Below are 20,840 nucleotides of genomic sequence, written 5' to 3'. Positions count from 1 at the left end.
GTTAAACGTTTACCACCAATTAGGTGAATGTTGGCTGCGTCCCACCCTGCGCATATTGGATAAATCTCTCGCTTTATTGCCTAAGAAGTCATTAATGGTATAGATATCAATTTGTACGCGGACGACTTTATCTCCAGTATCCCATTCCCACTACTGGCTGGCAACCTTGCCGGTGTTATTTGTTCCAGATCTTTGCATTCCAATTGATATCGCGAGGAAGAAAGCGCTGAATGAGGTCGTAATTGGGCGGGGGATATTGTTCCCTATTACGGCTTTGCTGATGTCGACTTCTTTGACAATTCAGTTTCCAAATCTAACAGAAACGCATTATTCTGCATCATTTCATTCGGCAAGGTGTGCATTCGCATTCGTCATCGATCCTGCCGGAACGAGCTGCGTGGCAGTAGCTGTTGAGCCAAGAAGACTTGGCTAATCAGCCGTTGCAAGCATGGGAATGAAAACGAAAAGGCTAAACACTAATGTATTTAAAAGGTTACTTCTTCCTTTAATAGGCTTCTTTCAAAACTTCATTTGTTTGCTAAAAGGGCCATTGTGCTTTGGTACCACATTTTGCGAGCCTATAAGATCTAGCCTCGCAAAATGTAATGAGTAATCTGCTCAAAATCTTCAAATTTTCTATCAAAGCAAGTTTTGAAAGAATGGCCTAATGAGGATGCCGTGAATCTAAAACTCAGACTAAAAATGAGGCGGATGTCCCAAAAGTCAGTGTGTGGATTATTTTGCGGTGGGCTTTAAGATGGTCCGATACGATTGCATAGGCCAAGTATCAAGTATATAGGTTGGTTTACCTTATCTCTCCATATCTCTTTCCCATAGATCTCGGGTACTAAAACTTCCACTTGTTATGCTTCCCCATATTTCTCTAATTATGGAAGCTATATATGTAATAATACTTTTCTCTTTTACTCTTCGATCACTTTGTTGCCACAAACATATAATTTTTCTTTCTACTTCATTGCTAAGCATAAGTAGATTAGAATCCAATTTTTCTCTCGATAACACGCTTATAACCTTTAGAGCTAAGGTGTCGATTGGAAGAATACCCTCATATCCTGGAATATAAGTATAACGATACCCCAAAAAAATACATCTTCTTAGGCAGCAATAACTAGGGGTCTCAACTCTCTCATGGTTGATATGTTATTTAATGCCTCTTGTATTTCCATAACTTATTCCTTTAATTATAATTGTATAGATACTGGATATTTCCGATAATAATTGGATGAATTCGTGTAACGTAATGTTGGAGTTATAACCCAACTTAAAAAACAGTAGGCTTTCAAAGATCAATTTTTTGCAGGAATAAGTTTTTAGGAAAAATATTATTATTTAATTGGTGCCATAATCATTCCATAGATCTCGAGTGCTATAACTTCCACTTGTTATGCTTCCCCATATTTCTCTAATTGTGCAAGCTATATATGTAATAATACTTTTTTCTTTTAATCTTCGATCACTTTGTTCCCACAAGCCTGTAATCTTTCTTATAATCTCTTCACGAGGGGAAACATGCACTTGTTGTCTACATACCACGCTTATGACCTTTAGAGCTAAGGTGTCGATTGGAAGTGTTCCTTCATATCCTGGAATGTAGGTATAACGATATCCCCAAAAGAATATATCTTCTTGAGCCGCAATAACTAAGTGTTCTAGATCTCTCATTGTTGATATGTTATTTAATGCCTCTTGTATTTTCATAACTTATTCCTTTAATTATAATTGTATAGATATTGGATATTTCCGATAATAATTGGATGAATTTGTGTAACATGATGTTGGAGTTATAACCCAACCCAACAAACTATTGCCTAAATCAATATTTAAGGATTTTAGATGTTCTCTTGACCATGTCATGCAACTATCAGAACCGTCATTAAATATAGAATCTCGTCCCAAAAATGACCAGTTTAGAGGATTTAATCTTTCTTCTTGAATTCGATTAAGCATCTGTATGATCCTTTATATTTCACGAGAGTTACTGCCCACATAAATTTACTAACGCGTACTCTTTTATCGATTACACTTTCAGCGCTATAGGGCTCAATTGAAATGAAAAAATCAATTGCTCTAACGGGCTCTCATTGTTTTTTTACTACTTTCCCACTGTTCACCGCAAGGCTCAAGGTGGGCTGTAAGATCGGCCTCACGGCCTCCCATAACTTGCTAAATCAACGACGTTCGCCAAAATTGAAGGAAAAGTTACATCCCCTGTAATTAACGCTGTATAGAGCCTCATCGGAATCAGAATCGTAGTCGCATCTATACTTTCTTAACAGTTTTGTTTCATAACCTCTCAAAACATTTTCAAAATGTTCCTGTGCTAATTTCAGTTGCCTTGCATCAGAATGATTATGCAACTTAAATCGCTCTTGTTGAATAAGACTGATTTTTTGCGACACTCTAGCCATTCTTGTAAGTAACTTTTCCTTTGCTGCTTTAAGCTCCACCACCTCTTTGGCGGTTAAGGCTAAACCTCCTACTCCACAGGCCAAAGCGACAAAGCCTAGCCCCCCTGAAAAAAAGCCGCCTACTGCAGCTCCAACTATTCCGGCAAGGGGAGCAAATTTAAACGATTTCTTGGGTTGGGGAGGAGTCTGCATACGCGTTTGTTGCTGAATATACTCGCCTTCGTCCATGTTCTGCAAAAAAGGGCATAATGCAACATTTGTTAATCCTATCGCATTTCTGACATACAACTCATCATAGCTAATAGGTGCAACAGTATTGATGGGGATGATCATTTAAACCTCAGATTTTATTTACAGATTATAGTGATTATTTTTTGAGGGCAGATTATTTAAACTTGTTAATATGGTCAAGAGAAATTGTAAATTTTTAATTTAAAAACAAATTAGATGAGCTAATTATTTAGATTTGAGAAGTTTATTGATTATGCCAGGGAATGCTTTATCGAATGGATCACGAATCTATCTGAATCGATTCCATTCAATAGTGTGAGAGGCCGTTAGGCCGATCTTACAGCCCACCGTGAAAACGGTGGGAAAAGATAAAAAACATGAGAGCTCGTTAGAGCTGATTAAGTCCCTCGTACACAAATCAATCGATCGGACTTTGTGAGCACTCTCTTAAAAATGCCATTTTCAATTAATTGTTGTTTATTTGCGTGATTTGTAATTAACTTGAATTGGATTGAGAATTGACTTATTGATTTTTTATGATATGATATCATCTTATTTTATAAATCAGGTATCATAATGAATAATATCTCTACAAACGCTTCTATTCACACTGTTCCAAATGAAATCCTAGAGTTTATTTTATCTTATACGAATTATCCTTCTGCTATTGTCTTTGTTTGTAAAGAGTGGCGCGAGATGAATCAAAATCCTCAAACGACCTTTGCCTTTTTGAAAGATAGAAAGATTCGATTGGGGATCGAAGGAGTCATTGAAAAAAGCAAGACTACAGCAGATGTAGCGCGAATCGCCGAGATACAAACAGTTTTTTTGGCGAGGCTGAAACCGACTAGACTAGAATGCTTAATTTCAAAAGAGAAAGTTAACTTCTTCAAAACCCTGCCCCCCTCTATCACAACTCTTTTATATTTTCATGAATTGGAGCAAGATTTAAATTTGCTTACATTTTTTAAAGTGCTTGAAAAGCAAGCAGGGGTGTTGGCCAAACCTCAAAATGAGGATGGAGAACAAGAGGGCATTCGGCAACAAGCTAGCCGCATTCGAGAGATTTTAAAGCAAAACCAAGCTGTTTTGCAAACGATCACTAAAATTGACTTAGCTAGGCTTGGAATGACAGCTGTGCCTGAAGAACTCAACTTATTGACAGAGGTAGTCTCTGTTTCTCTGGCAATGAATAACATCCATACCATTCCAACCAATTTTGGTTCGACATGGACTAAGCTGAATAGTTTAAACCTAGGCTTCAATCAAATCGAGCACCTCCCTGTAGAATTTGGACGAGAGTGGAAGGTGTTAAAATCGTTAGATTTATCACACAATCGAATAGCCTCTTTTCCTGATCGATTCGGAGCAAACTGGCTAAAGCTTCAGCATGTTGAGATTCAGGGAAATTGTTCAAAAATCACTGTTGAAAAATTAAAAAAACGGTGGCCAAAGATTGATACTTACAGATAAGGCCCTATCCTTTGGCGTGATGGATTCAATCTACTTAGTCTCAATCGTCATATCACCCAAAATGGCGCATTGACAGGCCAGCCGGCACGAGGGATCATAGGACTTTTGAGCCAAGGTTGCTTGTTCTTGTTTGGTTGGCTTAGATAGATTGTTTTTTCCATCTATGACTCGAATGATGCACATTCCACATTCTCCTTTGCAGCAACCAAAACGGAAAGGAAGGGATACATCGATCTGAGAGGCTCGCAAGAGCTCTGTCCCCACTTTTATCTCGTAGATACGCCCTTCTGGACGAGTTGTTAGAAGTGCCATGCCGACCTTAACCTGCTTGAAGCGGATTGAATGCATGCAGAAGCTGGGGCATTACCTGCATGTCCCATTCTTCTTTCAGCAAGGTTGTAAATTCGCCGCTCAAGGGGTCGACTTGATAGGTCTTCATCATTACCGGGCGGCTTTCAAGGTCGAAGAGGACCACTCCATCGAACAGATGTTGCTTAGATTGATAATAGAGCTTTTGCGTTGCAAGCGGAAGGCCATGAATGGAGCTGATTGCACAAGATAGGCAAACGCCCGCATCAAAATGATGCGTTTCTAAGAGAATGGCTCGGTCTTCCTGATTGCGCAGCAAACAAACAAGGCTAGTCTCATCTTCTTTTAAATTCTCTCTTTGCCAAGCCATCTGATTGGCAGCTGTTAAATGGCGGAAGTCGAGTAATAAGGAGTCGTAAACAATTCTTTCAAATTGGCCCTCTCGATATTTTTCGATGGAATAGCGCTTGCCGTAAGGATCGGTCACGATCTTATAGGCTAAAGGACTCAATGGATCGACTAGCTCTTGACCGTGCGGCTTTCCGCCCTTCCAATAATAGTTGTGGTAACACTTATGCATTTGTTATCTATCTAAATCTTAGCTTTTGCTAAAATAGCAGCTTTTAAAGTCTAAATTCCGAATAAATCTTATTTCAGCAGAGGAGGCGCCTTAATGTCAAATAGAGAAACAAAGCTGAGGCATAAAGAATTAGTCGATGGACCGGTGCTCGACGTTCACGTGTATGGTGAAGAGGGAATGATTCAAAAGATTGTCTTGGAAACAAGTCAAAAAAGTGGCTTGCAATGGCATTTTTGGTCGAGTGAGAAAGATGCTCGCTTAGAGCAGCTTTTAGCCGATTGGTTCACGGCTTATGGACAAGGCAAGCAACCTTCCCTTATGCCCTATCACTTGGCTCACTTGCCTCCATTTACACAGAGATCTTTGCTAATCGTTCAAGACATCCCTTTTGGATCGACGCTTTCTTATGGCGAAATCGCCCGCTTGGCCAATCGCCCTTTAGCGGCGCGAGCCGTCGGTACTGCCTGCAGTCGCAATCCCTTTCCACTCCTGATTCCTTGCCATCGCGTACTTGGAGCCAATCAAACTATTGGGGGCTATTCGGGGGCCGGAGGGCTACAAACAAAAAAGGAGTTGCTAGAATTTGAAAAAAAAGTGATGCACAAACAAGGGCTTTTAGAAAAATAAAACGAGCCAGAAACCGACCTGGCTCGCTCTGCATTCTTTCTAGAATTAATTGACGCTCAAATTCAATTCAAACTGTGGAATTTGCGACTCTTCTAAGTCCAATTCGGTCTTCAAGCTTTCTACTTTATGAGTTGTCTGTCTTGTCACATCGCTCAATAAGTGGTTCCAATGAATTGCAGCTGGAGGCTCTTTCTTGCGGAAGGTTTCAATCAATTGCGTTGTAAAGACTCCGCCTGTCAAGCAATGCTTGATCGAAAATTGACCCGGGCTCGAAGTAGAAATGATGATCGATCCCGAATGATCCAAGAATAGCCGCTTGTATTTTGCTAGCAGCTCATCCGAGGTGCTTTTCACTAAAAGCGAGGTGAATGAGGAAGTGTTAGTAAAGGCTTGCCGATTTTCTTCCTCTTCAGCCGCCAAAGCGGGATGGTTAGCTGGATTGCCAGTTGCTCGAGTCGTAACGATATTATTGCAAGAGTCTGCGATCGATAAAAATAGGCGAGGATTCTTCTCTCTTAAAAGATCGTTGAAGAGATTGAAGTCAATTTTTTGCTGATCCAAAGAAAAAGAAAGATCTGGCCAGCGATTATTTTTCTCCTTCGTACGCGATCCATGCATGGCAAAGTAAAGAATCACGATATCGTCAGGCTCGACCTTCAATTCCTCAATGTAACCCATCACATGCTCGACGCGGCAATGATGTCCTTCAAAAATAACACCCTCTAATTCTAGTCCTGTATAAGCCGCAATTTTTTTAGCTTCGCGGCGCCAAAGATCGATCCCTCCCTCGAATCCGGTTGGATCTTGGTCGTTCAGAGAATCACCCACTAAGATGACGTGCAAGGAGGCCCCTTCCAATGCGGGAGTAAAAAACATGCCGCTTGCAAAAAAAATGAATAAAAAAAGATTTAAAAGCTTTTTTTTAAGCATGTAATCAATAGTCCTTATTTTATATTAATTAGTTTAAATAATTTGAAATTATAACTAATAATTAAATAAAAGTTAATTATTTTTTTAAATTTGTTGAAATATGATTAAACCGAAGAAGGGAAGGGATGCCTAGTTTGGCATGCCATTCGCACTAGAAAGGTATCCCATTTTGAAGGAGGGGAGCCATGAACAAAGCACAACTAGAAAAGAAGATAGCCTATTTAGAGTTTGTCCACGATCAGTTGGAAATGGAACTCATCTATGTCGATGATCTGTTGAAATCGGTTGGATTTCCGCAAGGATTGGCATCTGCCAAAGAGGTGGCTTTAGAGTTATTAGAGAATGCCGAAGCCGATAGCGGTAAAGAGCAGGAATAAGCCTTTTGGCATGTCATTTGCAATAGATAAGGTGTTTCCATTTCAAGGAGGGAGCCATGAACAAAGCACAACTAGAAAAGAAGATAGCCTATTTAGAGTTTGTCCACGACCAGTTGGAAATGGAACTCATCTATGTCGATGATCTGTTGAAATCGGTTGGATTTCCGCAAGGATTGGCATCTGCCAAAGAGGTGGCTTTAGAGTTACTAGAGAATGCCGAAGCCGATAGCGGTAAAGAGCAGGAATAAGCCTTTTGGCATGTCACTTGCAATAGATAAGGTGTTTCCATTTCAAGGAGGGAGCCATGAACAAAGCACAACTAGAAAAGAAGATAGCCTATTTAGAGTTTGTCCACGACCAGTTGGAAATGGAACTCATCTATGTCGATGATCTGTTGAAATCGGTTGGATTTCCACAAGGATTGGCATCTGCCAAAGAGGTGGCTTTAGAGTTACTAGAGAATGCTGAAGCCGATAGCGGTAAAGAGCAGGAATAAGCCTTTTGGCATGTCATTTGCAATAGATAAGGTGTTTCCATTTCAAGGAGGGAGCCATGAACAAAGCACAACTAGAAAAGAAGATAGCCTATTTAGAGTTTGTCCACGACCAGTTGGAAATGGAACTCATCTATGTCGATGATCTATTGAAATCGGTTGGATTCCCGCAAGGATTGGCATCTGCCAAAGAGGTGGCTTTAGAGCTATTGCAGAATGGTGGAATGGAAGCTCACAACGATAGCGAGGAGTAGTATCAATTCAAAGTTTGATTTTACCAAATTTTGATGGAATCTTAATCATCCATTTATAAAAGAGCGATTAGATGATGTCTTTCAAAACGATGTGTTATCCGGTTAAAAGCCGAGATTCAACTGAAAAGCGATCTTCATCAAGTTTATCTAAATTTGATTAGATCTTAATCAAGGATTAACACAGCTTCGATTTGATAAGACTTTCATCAATGCCATAAAGTGTTAATAAGTTTTAATAACTAATAATCGCCCTGGGTATCAGCCTTCGACAGACACGTATAAGTCTAATAAACTGAAGCCAGGGTTTTTTTGAGTCTTTAATTTTCTACAGATTGTGGGGTCGATTTATTGAATTTTGACCCTCTCTTTATCAAGTGTTAATACACGCAATGTGTAATAGAGTTTCATCAATGCCATTATAGTCATAATAAGTCCATAATAGCTAATAAGAGCCCTGGGCTTAGTAATACATAATAACAATAAGCCCGGGGTTTGGTTCTTTTGGCTTGATGCAAACTTAAGTAACATAGGTAATAGCGACATCTTTGCCGCTTCCACATAACCGATTCTAGTGTCTTCCATTCTTGTTACCCACCTGTTACTTAATATACGAATCATGCTGTTTTTTTAGATGGTATGGAAAATGCATAATACTCGTATCTGTTACACCGTGGAGGTGAGTATGAAAAAGGCAGATCTACTCAAAAAAGTCGCTTATTTAGAGTCTTTAAATGATCACTTATTGACTGAGCTTGGTTATGTGGATCATTTAATGCGATTGGTAGGATTCGCAGGCGGCCTTGAGACAGTTAAGTTAACCGCTCGCGAACTTTATGAAACTGAACATGAGAACAATGCCGACTTGAGCAGCTAAGTAGTGCTCGGTTATTTCTTATAGTTTCAAAGGATGTTTTTCGCCTAATTACCTATGCCCAGGATCAAAATGCCTGGGCGTATTCTTTTCTAGTCTTAAAGTTAGATTGCCTGCAGATTTTCTTGATGGCAGGCATGTGCCTTTTTTGTTGCTTTTAGATGATTATTACGATCCACAAATATCTTAAGACGCATATTACTGCTATTGAATTCCGTATCTCTTTGCATCGCTCCGCTTCCTTCGTCTTTGCGTTAACTTTTTCTCTCTGCAAGTATTTAATTTTCAGCTGCTTATGTAATACAGGTTTACCCTTATTCTCTCCGAGCTCACATTATTTTTTATCCCGTTACTATAGTTCCTCGCCAAGCTCACTATGGGCTATAAAACTCAGTCAGTCTTACCTCTTAGGCGAAAGCAAAATTTAATGCGTGCAGATCATAAGCTGGCATGGAATATGCATAATACTCATATCTTACACCGAATGGAGGTGAATATGAAAAAGGCAGAACTACTCAAAAAAGTTGCTCAGTTAGAGTCTGTAAATGACCACTTATTGACAGAGCTTGGATATGTCGATCACCTCATGAAGCTCGTTGGATTTACAAACGGCTTAGAGACTGTCAAGTTAACCGCTCGCGAACTCTATGAAGCTGAACATGAGAACAATGCTGACTTGAGCAGCTAATCAATCATACTACGCTATTAAGCCATAGTCGTTGAATAGATTTTAAGCCCAGGCCAAACGCCTGGGCTTATTCTTTGCAAGCTTAAAGCTAGCTTAGCCTCTACAGAATTTCGTGGTGGACAAGTCTACGCTGCTTCTTGCTGTCTTTTTCTTTGCAATCAAAAAATTGTAAACTGCGTGATCCTATGCGTCTTAATGCTTATAGATTGTAAATAATCTAACACCATTAACTTGGATAAGTGTCTCATAGATTGTTGGAGCAGAGTAGTCAATGGCTTATCATTCCCTCTGCGTCTCTCCGTTTCTGTATTAACCTCCGCGTGCAGGCGGTCCAAGATTGCAGGACTCGGGTCGTAGATGGCATGGAAAATGCATAATACTCATATCTTACACCGCATGGAGGTGAATATGAAAAAGGCAGAACTACTCAAAAAAGTTGCTCAGTTAGAGTCTGTAAATGACCACTTATTGACAGAGCTTGGATATGTCGATCATTTAATGAGACTTGTTGGATTCGCAGGCGGCCTAGAGACGGTTAAATTAACCGCTCGCGAGCTTTACGAGACTGAACATGAGAACAACGTTGATTCAAATAGTTAATCCAACAAGAAACGTAAATCATCGATGGTTAGCTGGGCTGGATTCGTGTCTAAATCGAAGACATCTTCCACTAAGGAGCGTTTCGCGGCTTTCAGCTTCATCATCTTTTCTTCTATGCTTTCGGCAACGACGAAGCGCTTGGCTATCACCTGATCTTGCCGGCCGATGCGGTGGGCACGGTTGATGGCCTGCTCTTCAACCGCTTCGTTCCACCAAGGATCGTACAATAGCACATAGTCGGCAGCGGTTAAATTCAATCCAACTCCGCCTGCTTTAAGGCTGATGAAAAAGATGGATTGAGCCGCATCCTTTTGAAATTCTGTCACAACTTTTTCACGGTTGAGGGTGCTCCCATCCAAGTAGGCATATGACCATCCTTGCTGCTTGGCAAAGCGGGTCATGAGCTGCAACATCGAGGTAAATTGGCTATAAACCAAGACTTTACTCCCTTCGTCGACAATGGTTTGCAGATCTTGAGTTAAGGCTTCGAATTTAGCACTCGTTTGGGCATTCTCTTCTAGCTCTTCTGATAAGGAAGAAATGAGTAGGGGATGGCAGCAGATCTGGCGTAGTCGCAAGATGGCTTCTAAGACTTCTAAGCGATGTTTTCCCATGCCTTCTACTTCCACTTTTTTAAGTAGATTGCCTTTAAATCCGGCTAACAGCCGATCGTAAAGAGCTCTTTGCTCATCGCTCATTTCCACCCATACGGTTTGATCGATTCTGGGCGGTAAATCTTTGGCAACCTCTTGCTTCCGTCTTCGCATGACAAAAGGGGCGATTTTTTTCTTAATGCGATCCAAATAGCGCCGATCGGAGCTTGCGGCTTGAATGTCGGCCATGAAACTTTCTTCCGATCCAAAAAGATCGGGGATGAGAAAGTGAAAATGGGACCATAGCTCGCCCATGTGATTTTCAATAGGCGTTCCTGTCAAGCAAAGGCGAAAGTGCGATTGAAGAGAACAGACGGCCTGCGACGTTTGGGTGCGCGCATTTTTGATGACTTGGGCTTCATCCAAAATCATACTATGGAAGTTTTCTTTTTGTAGAAGAGGCAGGTCGAGTCTTAGGGTCGTGTAAGAAGTGAGAATGATCGAATGGGGTTTTAGCTCTTCGATTGTCTTGGCTCTCGTAGGCCCTTGGTGGACATAGCAAGATAAATGGGGTAAAAACCGGTGGATTTCATTTTTCCAGTTAAACAGCAAAGAGGTAGGAACGACAATGAGATGTTTGACATCCGAAGGTAAACGGGATAAAAAGGCGAGTACTTGGACTGTTTTTCCAAGTCCCATTTCATCTGCCAAAATGCCATGGAAGCCAAAATCGGACAAGAAAGCAAGCCAATTTAAACCCTCCTGCTGGTAAGGGCGAAGAGTTCCTGAAAAGAATGGGCTTGGTTGAACCGATTGGATGCCAGAAAAGCTTTCCCACTTTTCTTTAAAGGCTGTAAGCGATGAGGGAAGCTGCGCCTGTTCGAATAAGGAGGAGAGGGCTCCAAAGTGGCTTTTTTTGACGCGCACCTCTTGTCCAACAATTTCGCCTTCTTCTGCAAGTTCGCGTAAAGGATGCTGTGCAGTTAATTCGGGCAATAATCCGACTGTGCCTGGATTTAATTGAATGAAGCGCTCGCGTCGATTAAAGGCCCCCAAAACGGCGCCTACATCGGCTTCGTGCATTTCATAGCGTACCCGTCCCTTGACCTTAAATGACTGGGCATTGTCTTCTAACTCTAAGTTCAGAGCATCTTGCTTGACTACGCGATTCCCTTGCCAATCCTGAATCGACCAGCCGATTTCGAGCAAGAAAGTCAGGCTTTTGGCTACCTTGTCGATCGGGCAGTAATAGTGGGACGTAGAGACTGCTTTTTTTATAAAATCGGTCTCAAGCAAATCTTTTTCAAAGCCTTGCTCGGCATTCGACTGCCTCTTAAGCCGAAAACTTCCTTTAGTTTCCTGAAGGATGGGGCGGGGATCGTGTAAAGCGACCCGCAAGCCTTCTCCGTACTCCATCCACAAATCCGCAAAGGCCCCTAAGCGATCCTTCAAGATGAGAAGTGGATGGGGTGCCGTCTGCTGATAGAGATCTTGGGCCGAACTAGAACTCTCTTTGATGACAAGCCCTGGAAAGTCGGGATCCTCCTCCTCAAACTCCTCTAGAAAGGCCGCTTTATGAGGGCCTTCTAAGATCCATGGCTTGGTTTGAAAGGCTCTTTGAAGCTCTTTCCAGCTAAGTGGAGTGGAAATCCCTTTTAAAGAGATTCCCCGTATGAACCATTGGGGTTTACCGGGGCCAATGCAATCGCAAGCCTGAAGCTCGATATCGGTATCGCGCCATTTTAAACGTCCTTTTATCTCTATTCGTTGCGCCTCTAGCGGAGTGATTTCGTAGTAAAAGTCGACATGGCCAATGAAGTCTACAACGAGCTGCTTCCCATTAAAGTAAAGCTTTTGAGTCGCTCCTAAAACATTCAAAATGGGAACGGATTGAGCTGCTGGAATATGAAAGAGGGAAGAGGTCATGCTCTCGGCATGGGGGGTGCGGCCGGTCCATTTCTGTTGATAAGCGAGCTCTTCTTTGATGAGCAGACTCAAGGCTTGTTTGTCTTTTTCCTGCGATGCAAGGGCGCGCCATTTAGCAAGAGCCGCGGAAGGGATTGGGTGGTTTAAATGATGGGTGAATCCCTCTTTAGTCAATTCAGCCAGCCGAATGGCAACATAGCCAGTCTTATCTATTTCCTGCCGATCTAACGTATAAGCAATTTCGCTCATGAATAAAGCCTTTTTCTGATAACATAGAAACCTGAGCTTTAAGGAATTGTCTGATTTATGACGAATCGCTTACTTCAAAATGGCTTCAAAGCTTTAGTTTGAGGCGTCAGTAAACAGTGAATCCACAAGCTCGAGTGGGAAGCATAGTTTAACAAGAGTCCAATAGTAAGAAAAGCTATGATTGCAACACTTTTTAAGATCTAGGTAAAATAGGCGGCAATAATGAGTAAATTAAAGATGTGGCAAAGTAATTGGGATGAGGCCGAACAGGAATGGGAGCGCAAAGCTCAGGAAGCCGCCGCCAAAAAACCGCTTAAGCGTTTAACTGTCTTGCCCGACATGCCAGGTATAACGGAAGAAACGGCCAAGAATCTTAAATGGAAAAGCCTCAAGTGGATGATGCTACAAGATCATGAGGGGGATATTCGCAAAGGATTTCTTAAGCATCCTCTGAAATATGGATGGGCTTTATTAAAGTCGGCTTGGCAAACAAAACCTTATAAGAGAGAGGGCGATTTCTTCTTATACGGGGTCGATTCGGTTGACGATTTTCAAGCCTTATTAGAAGATCGTGATGCCATCTTTGTCCTAGGTTTTTCTTATTGCCATAAGCCGTTCGAGTGTCCATCGGGGCGCTTTACTCCCGACTGCATGCACGATCCTGATAATCTGGTTTGCCAGCAATGTTTTATTGGTAAAGCGGTTCATGCGGCAACGCCCAAACAAACTATTCCTTTGTTCATTCCAACCATTCACTATATTGGCGGGAAAATCTTTGAAATCGTTCATCAACATCCGAGCAAACGAGTTTTATTTATGATCACTGCCTGTGAAATGACGCTCGAAATGTTTGGGGACTGGGGAAATATGGTCAACATCAAGGGGCTTGGCATCCGCCTAGATGGCCGCATCTGCAATACGATGAAAGCATTTGAATTATCTGAGAGGGGAATCAAACCGGGCCTCACCGTGGTGTTGGATGAGACCCAGAAAAAGATTTTAGAACTGCTTAAATATCGCAATCAAGCCATGGAATAAGCGGCTTGAATAAGCCCTTATGAATGAGATTCTTTCGGCTGATCTTTAAAATAGTGGTACCACTTGCGGAAAGGCTTGTGTGTATCTTGCTGATGATAAGGACGGACGCGGGGAGCTTCTTGGCAAGCTGTGCAGCAGCAACCGGCAAATTCTTTCAAGCAAGTTTGACAGCAAAGGTATAAGTGATTGCAATCCATATTGGCGCAGTTGTAATACGATTCGATGGCTGTCTGGCAATGATGGCATTGGCCAATGACTGGCGTTGGTTGGTCGCTAATGGGAACGGTGAGCCGGTCATCAAAGACAAAGAGCTTCCCGAGCCAGTGATCGCTTCCCTGTTTGAGTCCGTAATTGATCACACCTCCATCGAGTTGATAGACGTCTTTAAATCCCTCTTTCTTTAGCAAAGAGGAGTAAAGCTCGCAGCGGATTCCTCCCGTGCAGTACATCATGACTGGCGTTTTTTGAGGATCAACCTGCTCTTTTAAGTTTTCGGCGTATTCTTTGAATTCTCGGAAGGTGTCGCAAGGGGGGCATTCGGCTCCTTCGAAGCGGCCGACTTTCCATTCATATTCATTGCGAACATCCAAGAGCAGCGGTTTTTGCTCATCTTCGAGCAATTCTTTCCAACGCTCTGGCGATACGTGCTCACCTATCAGATCCATGTCCACCTCTTCGTCCAGGGCGACAAGCTGTTTGCGGTATTTGACTGTTTGGCGAGGAAAAACATTTTCGTGGTGAGGGTGGATTTTAAAGGGCATGTTTTCAAAGAGAGGGTTAGCGTGCAGCCAGTTCATGTAAGCTTCGGCATCTTCGCGTGCGCCGCTCATTTGTCCATTGATTCCCTGTTCCGAGATATAGATGCGCGAAGTGATATTGCGCTCCTTAAAAAAGTTTTTGTGAGCAAGGACCTCTTGATGTGGATCCGAAATTGCGGTAAAATGGTAATAGGCAAGAACGAAAAATGGGCTCTCTTGTGACATGTAATTACTCTTTAAAAATGACATTATGAGACAGTAAGTATAAAAGATTTAACTGTTTGTTTCAAGTATTGATCTTCTAAAAAAAACTTTTCAAGCGCTCTCCTGCGAATCGATATTTACCTGGCCAAAAATCCCTATTCGGGCAATAATTAAGCATTCATTAAATATTTTCATTTATTCATGGAGTGTTTATGGCAGATAAGCTTACACATTTAACAGATGACAATTTTGAACAAACAATTTCACAAGGCGTTACCCTCGTTGACTTTTATGCAACGTGGTGTGGACCTTGCCGCATGATTGCTCCTATCGTTGAGCAACTCGCGACAATGGTTCAAGGTAAAGCGCGCGTGGCGAAATTGGACATTGATCAGGCGCAGCAAACAACAGCTTCCCTGCAAATCACCTCTGTTCCTACTTTGATCGTTTTTAAAGATGGAAAAGAAGTGAAAAGGGTCGTTGGCGTGAAAGATTTAGACTATCTATTGAATCTCGTTCAATCTTTCGGCTAATCGGATAAGTTTCGGCACTTGGATTATTCCAAGTGCCGATTTTTAAACAGAAGAATTTAGGATAGTCAATGGGTAAATTAATCGTCATCATTGGCATTCTTTTAGTCATCGCAGGCTTCTTTATTACCTTTAAGGGATCGATTCCTTTAATCGGTAAAATGCCTGGAGATATCGTCATTAAAGGGGAAGGCTTTCAATTTTATTTCCCCATCGTTACTTGCATACTCTTAAGCCTTTTCATTTCATTTCTTCTCTATCTGTTTTCAAGATTTTATTGAATTGTGCATGACTTTTGATTCGAAACAACTTGCGAATAGCCAGCTGCAAGCTGTTTGAATTCTTTTGCCTTGTCTTTCTCTTTCCTTGTTAGGAAGATTTTCTCGCATTCCTCATAACTGTCTTTTTTCCAATACGAAATAAAGGTAATGAAATCTTTGGCTGCTTCGCTATCACCTCTCTGCGCGGAAGCGATTGCGCATTGTTTATAAGTTGACTCACGATACGTTTTAAAGATTTTGGCAAGTTTTTTAGCTCCTTCAATATTGCCTCTTTGAGCACATGCGATGGCACCTTTAGAAAAAAGCTTTTCTTGAAAAGAAGTCTCTTTGCGAGCAATTTCTAAGGCTCTTCTGATATTGTTTCTTTGGATAAAGGCAAGCATACATTTTTCATTAGCCGTATCTAGGTAATATTCTGACAGGTGGCTGTAGTGTTGAGATAACTTGTAATAGCCTCTTTGGCTGTGGGCAGCAGCACATTCAACATAGGTCTCATAGACTATATTTGGGGGGCCTTCGAAAGATTTCAGTTGTTCGATAAATGCTGAAGTGATTTTTATATCCCCATTTCGTGCAGCTACGATCGCGCAACCTTTATAAGTCTGTCTAATCTTACTTTTAGCTAAGAGGGCAATGCCTTTCGCAGCTTCGTATTCGCCAAGTTTTGCTAGACGTATTGCGCAGCTTTTAAACGCATTATCTGTTTTATTACTTGCGCGCGAAGCAAATTTTTTGGCTGCTTCAAGTCGATGGCGGCCTGCTTCTATTTTGGCCAACTTTCTGTAAAAGAACGATTCCTTTTCTTTTTTTTTCTTTGCATATTTTGCAATCGCCTGATCATTTGAAGAAGATAAGAGCAGTTGCAACGCTTTAGCTTTAATCACCATCTTTTCTTTCGCGGGAGGATCTATGTAAGGCCAATCAATATGAGCAGCTTTCTCTACTTTTTTATGGCTTTTGACAAGAGCTGCGAGATAGTTGCGAAAATAAACGGTATAATCAGAAAGAAGCCAAATTGGGTCTTTTTGAACGCTCTCTTGAATCGAACGCTTATCGATTGCTCCCTGAAAGATTAACCAACTTCTAGAGCGTAGGAAATATTCATGCGCTGACCCGCAATAGCGGATCGATAATAGTTTAGCGAAGTTGGCAGATGATAGGTCGTTGGTTGAGCGAATGCTCGCCTTGCAAATGAGGGATTTTTGCTGCTGTAAAGAAAGGTCTTTCCACTGTTTTTTTGCCTGTCTGGTTAATTCGCGTGTTTGAGAATCGACTGAGTAAAGAAGGGTAGTCCATCTGGTTTCATTCCACTTTTTATTAACAAGCTCAACGCTATTTTCTGAAAAAGGAAGAAAAGAAAAGGCATGCGAAAGGGCATCTTCGCAGATTAGGGGAGTGGGTATTATTGTTTGTTGAGCAATTAGCATCTATTAAAATCCTGGATTTATTAAAAATTAGAAAAGAATTCTCACGGATCAAACATTAATTTACAATCTATAAATTGATGCTTTGCAATCATTTAATGCACTCGACTTTCAATTAATTAATTTGAATATGTGATATGTAGCATCAACTAAGGATGAAACTGAGTTGCAATGAGTCTTAAATCTTTTTATTGTGTTTTTCTTTAAGATTGATAATGGTAAAAAATGTTTGATTTTACTGCGTTTTATACTATATTCGTATTTATTTAAATTTTTTTGCTCGGTGGTTAGTATGCTGAAGATTTTGCAGTTACTCTTTGTTTGTTCATTGAGTCTGGCTCCAGTGGAATTTGTTGCTAGCGCGCAAAGGCAGCAGGCCGGCTCTGTCATTGAGATTAAGTCGCTAGATCAAATTGAGCACTCTCAAGCCTCAAACCATTTATTTCTTTGATATTGATGATACCTTATTCGGCACTCCTTCTATGCTAGGTTCGCGAGCTTGGCGAACCTATTTTCGCCAAGTGGGTAAATAGGATTCATTGCATAATTGGCACGATATTTTTTCTCTTTTGCAAACTGTAGAGTCCTTGACGGGCCAATGTGTGCGAGCCCTGAAATTGGAAGGGCATGAGGTATTTGGATTGACGGCAAGAGAGCGTACAAAGTGGTATGATAAGGCAGTTGCGAGTGTCTATCAATTAAAGTCAGTTGGAATCGATTTTGATCTGCCACAAATAGCGGATACCTATTCAGATTTGACAAAAGATTCCCAGTATTTTAAAGGGGTGTTCTTTGCCAATTAGGACTTGAAAGGAGATTATCTCTTAAAGTTATTTAAAAATGTCTCTCGCCTGCCGGGTAAAATTATCTTTATCGATGATAAGAAAAGCCACGTCGATTCGGTTGCTTTAGCTCTTCATCAATTAGGTAGAGACCATCTCAGTGTTATTGGTATCCTTTTACAGAAGCAAAAACGATCCTTTTTGATCCTTTGATCGCCAATATTCAGCTTTATTATTTTTGGATATCGGAAAAAAGATGCGTCCTATTTGATGCAGAGGCAGCTTTAATAGCAAAGCAAGATCCAAGCAAAGATGGCGATTATTATTTGCATGCAGTGTTGCGTGATGCAAAGAGGAAGCTCTAAGTTTTAAGCGAAAGATATTTTGAGAATAGCGGGCAGTGCAATCCAAAAAGAGTGGCAGTTAGGCTTTTAGTTGCCTAAATGAGAAGGTTTTTCTGATTTAGGCAACGCATTCATCCTTGATAAACTTTTATTCTACAAGTTTTTAAGCCATTGGCTAGAAGCTACTGGGAATTGATTCGATGAAGGAAAAGAATTAAATCGATGATAGGGAAGATCTTTCGTCGTATACGTAGGCTCTGCTGGACAGTTCACTTGCTCATAAATAAAGCGTTCTTCGTTCAATGGCGTGAGCAGCATGATTTCCGCGTCAATTTCTTTGGATCTACGCTCTTCTGATTTAAATAGAACACCTTGATCTTTTAGGGCTAATGTTTTCCATGCATTTAGTGGCAACACAACAGGGATCTGATGAAAAGTATCGCTGTCAACGAAAGTATTTAAATTTTCTTCAGAAACTTCACAAAATTGCTCGCTATACGCTTTTCTCATTAGGTAAACATCGCGGAAGATAAAAAAGGATAGGGTAGAGACTGTTAATGCAATGGTGCCTGCAATTGGATTAACCAAAATTGACGCGGCTGCCAAGCACGCACCTATGCCGCTCCAGTAAGCCGCTCTTCCAACGAATATTCTGTCTTTAACCTGAGCGATCCTTTCTTTCAGTGCACTCATCTCTAAACGCGTACCCACGTGATAATATTGCTCTTTGATGCTTTTTAAGTAAGAGATATCGGCTTCAAGAGGTGGATAAAATGAAATCATAAAATTATTCACGCCTGTTAATGGTTTTATATGTATTAATATGTTTATCTTTCAATTAAATGGAGATTATAAATGAACGAGATAGAATATAAAAATATATGCATATTATTTCATTCTTAAGATTATTATGCAATAGAGAATCATGCATTTGTTGCTGCTGGGAAAAAGAGTCATTTCCGCGAAGGAAGTTTTGCTGTTAATCATAAAAATAGCTTTCCATCAAAGTCCCTCATCACGTATCTATTTAGATTTCCTAAATTTTTTTTGAAATGTAACGATTTGATTGCGCATGGATGATCTAACAACTGAAGAGGAAGCAGTATTTAATGACGATGGATTCTTATAATCTAAAGATTGTTCTCATTTTGGCGATCGGCTTTTCGCTGGCGAGCCTGCTGGGCTATTTTACGCAGAGGCTTAAGCTTTCACCCATCCTTGGTTATTTATTAGCCGGTTACATCATAGGTCCTTATTCGCCAGGATTTGTGGCTGATATAACAGTTTCTGAGCAATTAGCAGAGATTGGAGTGGTATTGATGCTGTTTGGAGTTGGTCTGCATTTAAAATGGGAAGACTTGGTGAATGTCAGAAATATTGCAGTTCCAGGCGCTATCGGTCAAACCCTTGTGGCTGCCACGTGCGGGGCATTACTGGTTTATTCCATTGGCTGGCCGATCGAAGTAGGCATTATTGTAGGCTTGGCTATTGGAGTTGCGAGCACGGTTGTTCTTGTGCGAGTTTTATCGGACAATCATCTTCTTGATACTGTGGAAGGCCATGTTGCAATTGGTTGGCTTATTGTTGAAGATATTTTGACAGTTCTTGTACTGATTTTGCTGCCTGTTTTAGCCACTTTGTCGAGTGAGGGGCAGCTTCTAGTCAGTCAATTTTTCGAGACGATAGGCTGGGCAATTGCCAAGTTTTTCTTATTAGCTATTTTGATGTTTACTTTGGGAAGGAAGGTTGTCTCATTCATCTTAATGCATATTGCTCGCTTGCGCTCGCATGAGCTTTTTACGTTAACGCTCTTAGCTTTGACATTTGTCATAGCTACAGCTTCAGCTGTTATATTCGGAACTTCAATTGCTTTGGGAGCCTTCATTGCCGGGATGGTGATTGGGCAAACACATGTCAAGCATCAAGCCTCTGCTAATGCACTGCCCATGAAAGATGCTTTTGCAGTCATCTTTTTCCTAACAGTCGGAATGATTTTTAATCCGACGGCTATTACCGAGAATTGGGTCTTTTTTATTGGCGTACTCATCATCGTATTGATTATCAAGCCATTGGCGGCTTTTCTCATCGTTTGGGTCATGCGCTACCCCTTAAAAGTAGCATTGACGGTTGCTTTAGCCTTGGCGCAAATTGGTGAGTTTTCGTTTATTCTTGGTGAAGAAGCGATTAAATTTCACCTGCTCCCCGACGAGGGCTATGATATTATCGTGGCTTGCGCTCTCATTTCCATTTCATTGAATCCCTTGATTTTTAGAGGGGTGAATTTCTTACACAGCTCGATCGGTTCAAGTGAAACCCTATCCTTGCCTTCAGATAACCTTCTCAGTATGCCAACCTTCCATCCGTTGAGCGCAGTTATAGTCGGATTCGGTCCCTTGGGCCGGGGAGTAGCAGAGGCTCTGCATCAGCTAAATTTTAATGTGACAGTCATCGATCAAAATGTGGATACGATTGCTTTCTTGAGAGATGCGCAGCAAAGAGGGGTTTTTGGGGATGCTACCAACCCCACTATCTTAGAAGAGGCTCATATTGAAGAGGCCGATCTCCTCTTAATTACCGTTCCAAGTCTTCATACAACTATTAACATCATTGAGGTTGTCCAGCCACTTAATCCAGGGCTAAAAATCCTGGCACGCTCTCACTACTTGACCGATCACCAAAAACTGCAGGATTTAAATATAGAATCCATTTGCAGCGAAGAAGAGACTAAAAAGGCCTTCATTCAAGCAGTTTATAGAGTATCCCAAACTGAGTTTGAAACTTAAGCGCTCGCCATGTCTCTTGCCGGCAGAGGCTTGCTACGAAGCATTGGCGAGGTGTCGGTGAAGGGT

25 protein-coding genes are annotated in these 20,840 nt (G+C 41.2%); 16 read left to right on the top strand and 9 right to left on the bottom strand.

Annotated elements, in window-relative coordinates:
- Positions 1-166 precede the first annotated feature (166 nt).
- On the top strand, positions 167-433 hold the full coding sequence (locus tag PNK_RS13500; RefSeq protein ID WP_158021782.1) for a hypothetical protein: 267 nt from the start codon (positions 167-169) through the stop codon (positions 431-433).
- A gap of 917 nt (positions 434-1,350) precedes the next feature.
- Here PNK_RS13500 and PNK_RS10010 read toward each other — a convergent pair.
- Positions 1,351-1,719 carry a hypothetical protein gene (locus PNK_RS10010; protein ID WP_059061828.1) on the bottom strand — a complete coding sequence of 123 codons (369 nt, stop codon included), beginning with the start codon at positions 1,717-1,719 and terminating at the stop codon, positions 1,351-1,353.
- A 470-nt stretch (positions 1,720-2,189) separates the two neighbouring features.
- Positions 2,190-2,762: a hypothetical protein gene (locus PNK_RS10005; protein ID WP_032123867.1), complete on the bottom strand. Its 573-nt coding sequence runs from the start codon at positions 2,760-2,762 to the stop codon at positions 2,190-2,192.
- Positions 2,763-3,236: 474 nt separating this feature from the next.
- On the opposite strand from PNK_RS10005, the gene PNK_RS10000 reads away from it, so the two are divergent.
- Positions 3,237-4,133, top strand: coding sequence for an F-box/LRR-repeat protein (locus tag PNK_RS10000; RefSeq protein WP_059061826.1), 897 nt, complete (start codon positions 3,237-3,239; stop codon positions 4,131-4,133).
- Positions 4,134-4,163: 30 nt separating this feature from the next.
- Here PNK_RS10000 and PNK_RS09995 read toward each other — a convergent pair whose 3' ends face one another.
- Together PNK_RS09995 and PNK_RS09990 are read right to left on the bottom strand one after the other, a co-directional pair.
- A complete protein-coding gene (locus PNK_RS09995) occupies positions 4,164-4,445 on the bottom strand; it encodes a 2Fe-2S iron-sulfur cluster-binding protein (RefSeq protein ID WP_158021781.1) in 282 nt (93 codons plus the stop codon).
- 7 nt (positions 4,446-4,452) lie between these two features.
- Entirely contained in the window at positions 4,453-5,022 is a 570-nt protein-coding gene (locus PNK_RS09990) for a hypothetical protein (protein WP_059061822.1), read from the bottom strand.
- Between the two features lie 93 nt (positions 5,023-5,115).
- Here PNK_RS09990 and PNK_RS09985 point away from each other — a divergent pair, with 93 nt between their 5' ends.
- Positions 5,116-5,649 carry a methylated-DNA--[protein]-cysteine S-methyltransferase gene (locus PNK_RS09985; protein WP_158021780.1) on the top strand — a complete coding sequence of 178 codons (534 nt, stop codon included), beginning with the start codon at positions 5,116-5,118 and terminating at the stop codon, positions 5,647-5,649.
- Positions 5,650-5,694: 45 nt separating this feature from the next.
- Here the strand turns inward: PNK_RS09985 and PNK_RS09980 are convergent, their stop codons facing one another.
- Positions 5,695-6,579, bottom strand: coding sequence for a caspase family protein (locus tag PNK_RS09980; RefSeq protein ID WP_059061820.1), 885 nt, complete (start codon positions 6,577-6,579; stop codon positions 5,695-5,697).
- Positions 6,580-6,764: 185 nt separating this feature from the next.
- Here PNK_RS09980 and PNK_RS09975 point away from each other — a divergent pair, with 185 nt between their 5' ends.
- The 7 genes from PNK_RS09975 to PNK_RS09940 all read left to right on the top strand — a co-directional run bounded on the left by PNK_RS09975 (position 6,765) and on the right by PNK_RS09940 (position 9,862).
- Positions 6,765-6,956 (top strand): hypothetical protein, encoded by a 192-nt coding sequence (locus PNK_RS09975; RefSeq protein WP_059061818.1) that lies wholly within the window; start codon positions 6,765-6,767, stop codon positions 6,954-6,956.
- A gap of 56 nt (positions 6,957-7,012) precedes the next feature.
- A complete protein-coding gene (locus PNK_RS09970; protein WP_059061818.1) occupies positions 7,013-7,204 on the top strand; it encodes a hypothetical protein in 192 nt (63 codons plus the stop codon).
- Positions 7,205-7,260: 56 nt separating this feature from the next.
- Positions 7,261-7,452 carry a hypothetical protein gene (locus tag PNK_RS09965; RefSeq protein WP_059061818.1) on the top strand — a complete coding sequence of 64 codons (192 nt, stop codon included), beginning with the start codon at positions 7,261-7,263 and terminating at the stop codon, positions 7,450-7,452.
- A 56-nt stretch (positions 7,453-7,508) separates the two neighbouring features.
- Positions 7,509-7,703: a hypothetical protein gene (locus PNK_RS09960; RefSeq protein ID WP_059061815.1), complete on the top strand. Its 195-nt coding sequence runs from the start codon at positions 7,509-7,511 to the stop codon at positions 7,701-7,703.
- Positions 7,704-8,385: 682 nt separating this feature from the next.
- On the top strand, positions 8,386-8,577 hold the full coding sequence (locus tag PNK_RS09950) for a hypothetical protein (protein ID WP_032123874.1): 192 nt from the start codon (positions 8,386-8,388) through the stop codon (positions 8,575-8,577).
- 493 nt (positions 8,578-9,070) lie between these two features.
- Complete coding sequence (locus PNK_RS09945; RefSeq protein ID WP_079992896.1) at positions 9,071-9,262, top strand: hypothetical protein; 192 nt, start codon at positions 9,071-9,073, stop codon at positions 9,260-9,262.
- 408 nt (positions 9,263-9,670) lie between these two features.
- The gene (locus PNK_RS09940; protein ID WP_032123876.1) at positions 9,671-9,862 is read left to right on the top strand and encodes a hypothetical protein; all 192 of its coding nucleotides are present in this window, start codon (positions 9,671-9,673) and stop codon (positions 9,860-9,862) included.
- On the opposite strand, the gene PNK_RS09935 is transcribed toward PNK_RS09940, so the two are convergent.
- Positions 9,859-12,630, bottom strand: coding sequence for a DEAD/DEAH box helicase (locus PNK_RS09935; RefSeq protein ID WP_059061811.1), 2,772 nt, complete (start codon positions 12,628-12,630; stop codon positions 9,859-9,861). The genes PNK_RS09940 and PNK_RS09935 overlap by 4 nt on opposite strands.
- 222 nt (positions 12,631-12,852) lie before the next feature.
- On the opposite strand from PNK_RS09935, the gene PNK_RS09930 reads away from it, so the two are divergent.
- The gene (locus PNK_RS09930) at positions 12,853-13,668 is read left to right on the top strand and encodes a hypothetical protein (RefSeq protein ID WP_059061808.1); all 816 of its coding nucleotides are present in this window, start codon (positions 12,853-12,855) and stop codon (positions 13,666-13,668) included.
- Between the two features lie 17 nt (positions 13,669-13,685).
- On the opposite strand, the gene trhO is transcribed toward PNK_RS09930, so the two are convergent.
- Positions 13,686-14,651 carry an oxygen-dependent tRNA uridine(34) hydroxylase TrhO gene (gene trhO, locus PNK_RS09925; RefSeq protein ID WP_059061806.1) on the bottom strand — a complete coding sequence of 322 codons (966 nt, stop codon included), beginning with the start codon at positions 14,649-14,651 and terminating at the stop codon, positions 13,686-13,688.
- A gap of 191 nt (positions 14,652-14,842) precedes the next feature.
- Between trhO and trxA the strand changes: the two genes are divergently transcribed.
- Positions 14,843-15,163, top strand: coding sequence for a thioredoxin (gene trxA, locus PNK_RS09920; protein ID WP_032123879.1), 321 nt, complete (start codon positions 14,843-14,845; stop codon positions 15,161-15,163).
- Between the two features lie 68 nt (positions 15,164-15,231).
- Positions 15,232-15,441, top strand: coding sequence for a DUF2905 domain-containing protein (locus PNK_RS09915; RefSeq protein WP_059061804.1), 210 nt, complete (start codon positions 15,232-15,234; stop codon positions 15,439-15,441).
- Here PNK_RS09915 and PNK_RS09910 read toward each other — a convergent pair.
- Positions 15,435-16,868: a hypothetical protein gene (locus PNK_RS09910; protein WP_059061802.1), complete on the bottom strand. Its 1,434-nt coding sequence runs from the start codon at positions 16,866-16,868 to the stop codon at positions 15,435-15,437. The two genes, PNK_RS09915 and PNK_RS09910, sit on opposite strands and share 7 nt — an antisense overlap.
- Positions 16,869-17,404: 536 nt before the next feature.
- Here PNK_RS09910 and PNK_RS09905 point away from each other — a divergent pair.
- Together PNK_RS09905 and PNK_RS14040 are read left to right on the top strand one after the other, a co-directional pair.
- A complete protein-coding gene (locus PNK_RS09905) occupies positions 17,405-17,668 on the top strand; it encodes a DUF2608 domain-containing protein (protein ID WP_059061801.1) in 264 nt (87 codons plus the stop codon).
- A gap of 3 nt (positions 17,669-17,671) precedes the next feature.
- Entirely contained in the window at positions 17,672-17,860 is a 189-nt protein-coding gene (locus PNK_RS14040) for a DUF2608 domain-containing protein (RefSeq protein ID WP_032123883.1), read from the top strand.
- 284 nt (positions 17,861-18,144) lie between these two features.
- Here the strand turns inward: PNK_RS14040 and PNK_RS09895 are convergent, their stop codons facing one another.
- Positions 18,145-18,774 carry a hypothetical protein gene (locus PNK_RS09895; protein ID WP_032123884.1) on the bottom strand — a complete coding sequence of 210 codons (630 nt, stop codon included), beginning with the start codon at positions 18,772-18,774 and terminating at the stop codon, positions 18,145-18,147.
- 326 nt (positions 18,775-19,100) lie between these two features.
- Here PNK_RS09895 and PNK_RS09890 point away from each other — a divergent pair, with 326 nt between their 5' ends.
- Complete coding sequence (locus PNK_RS09890) at positions 19,101-20,774, top strand: cation:proton antiporter (RefSeq protein WP_059061799.1); 1,674 nt, start codon at positions 19,101-19,103, stop codon at positions 20,772-20,774.
- Positions 20,775-20,840 lie beyond the last annotated feature (66 nt).

The organism is Candidatus Protochlamydia naegleriophila, assembly GCF_001499655.1.
Lineage (GTDB): Bacteria > Chlamydiota > Chlamydiia > Chlamydiales > Parachlamydiaceae > Protochlamydia > Protochlamydia naegleriophila.
Note: the sequence above shows the minus strand (reverse complement) of the source record. Positions and strands in the feature narration are given on the sequence as shown.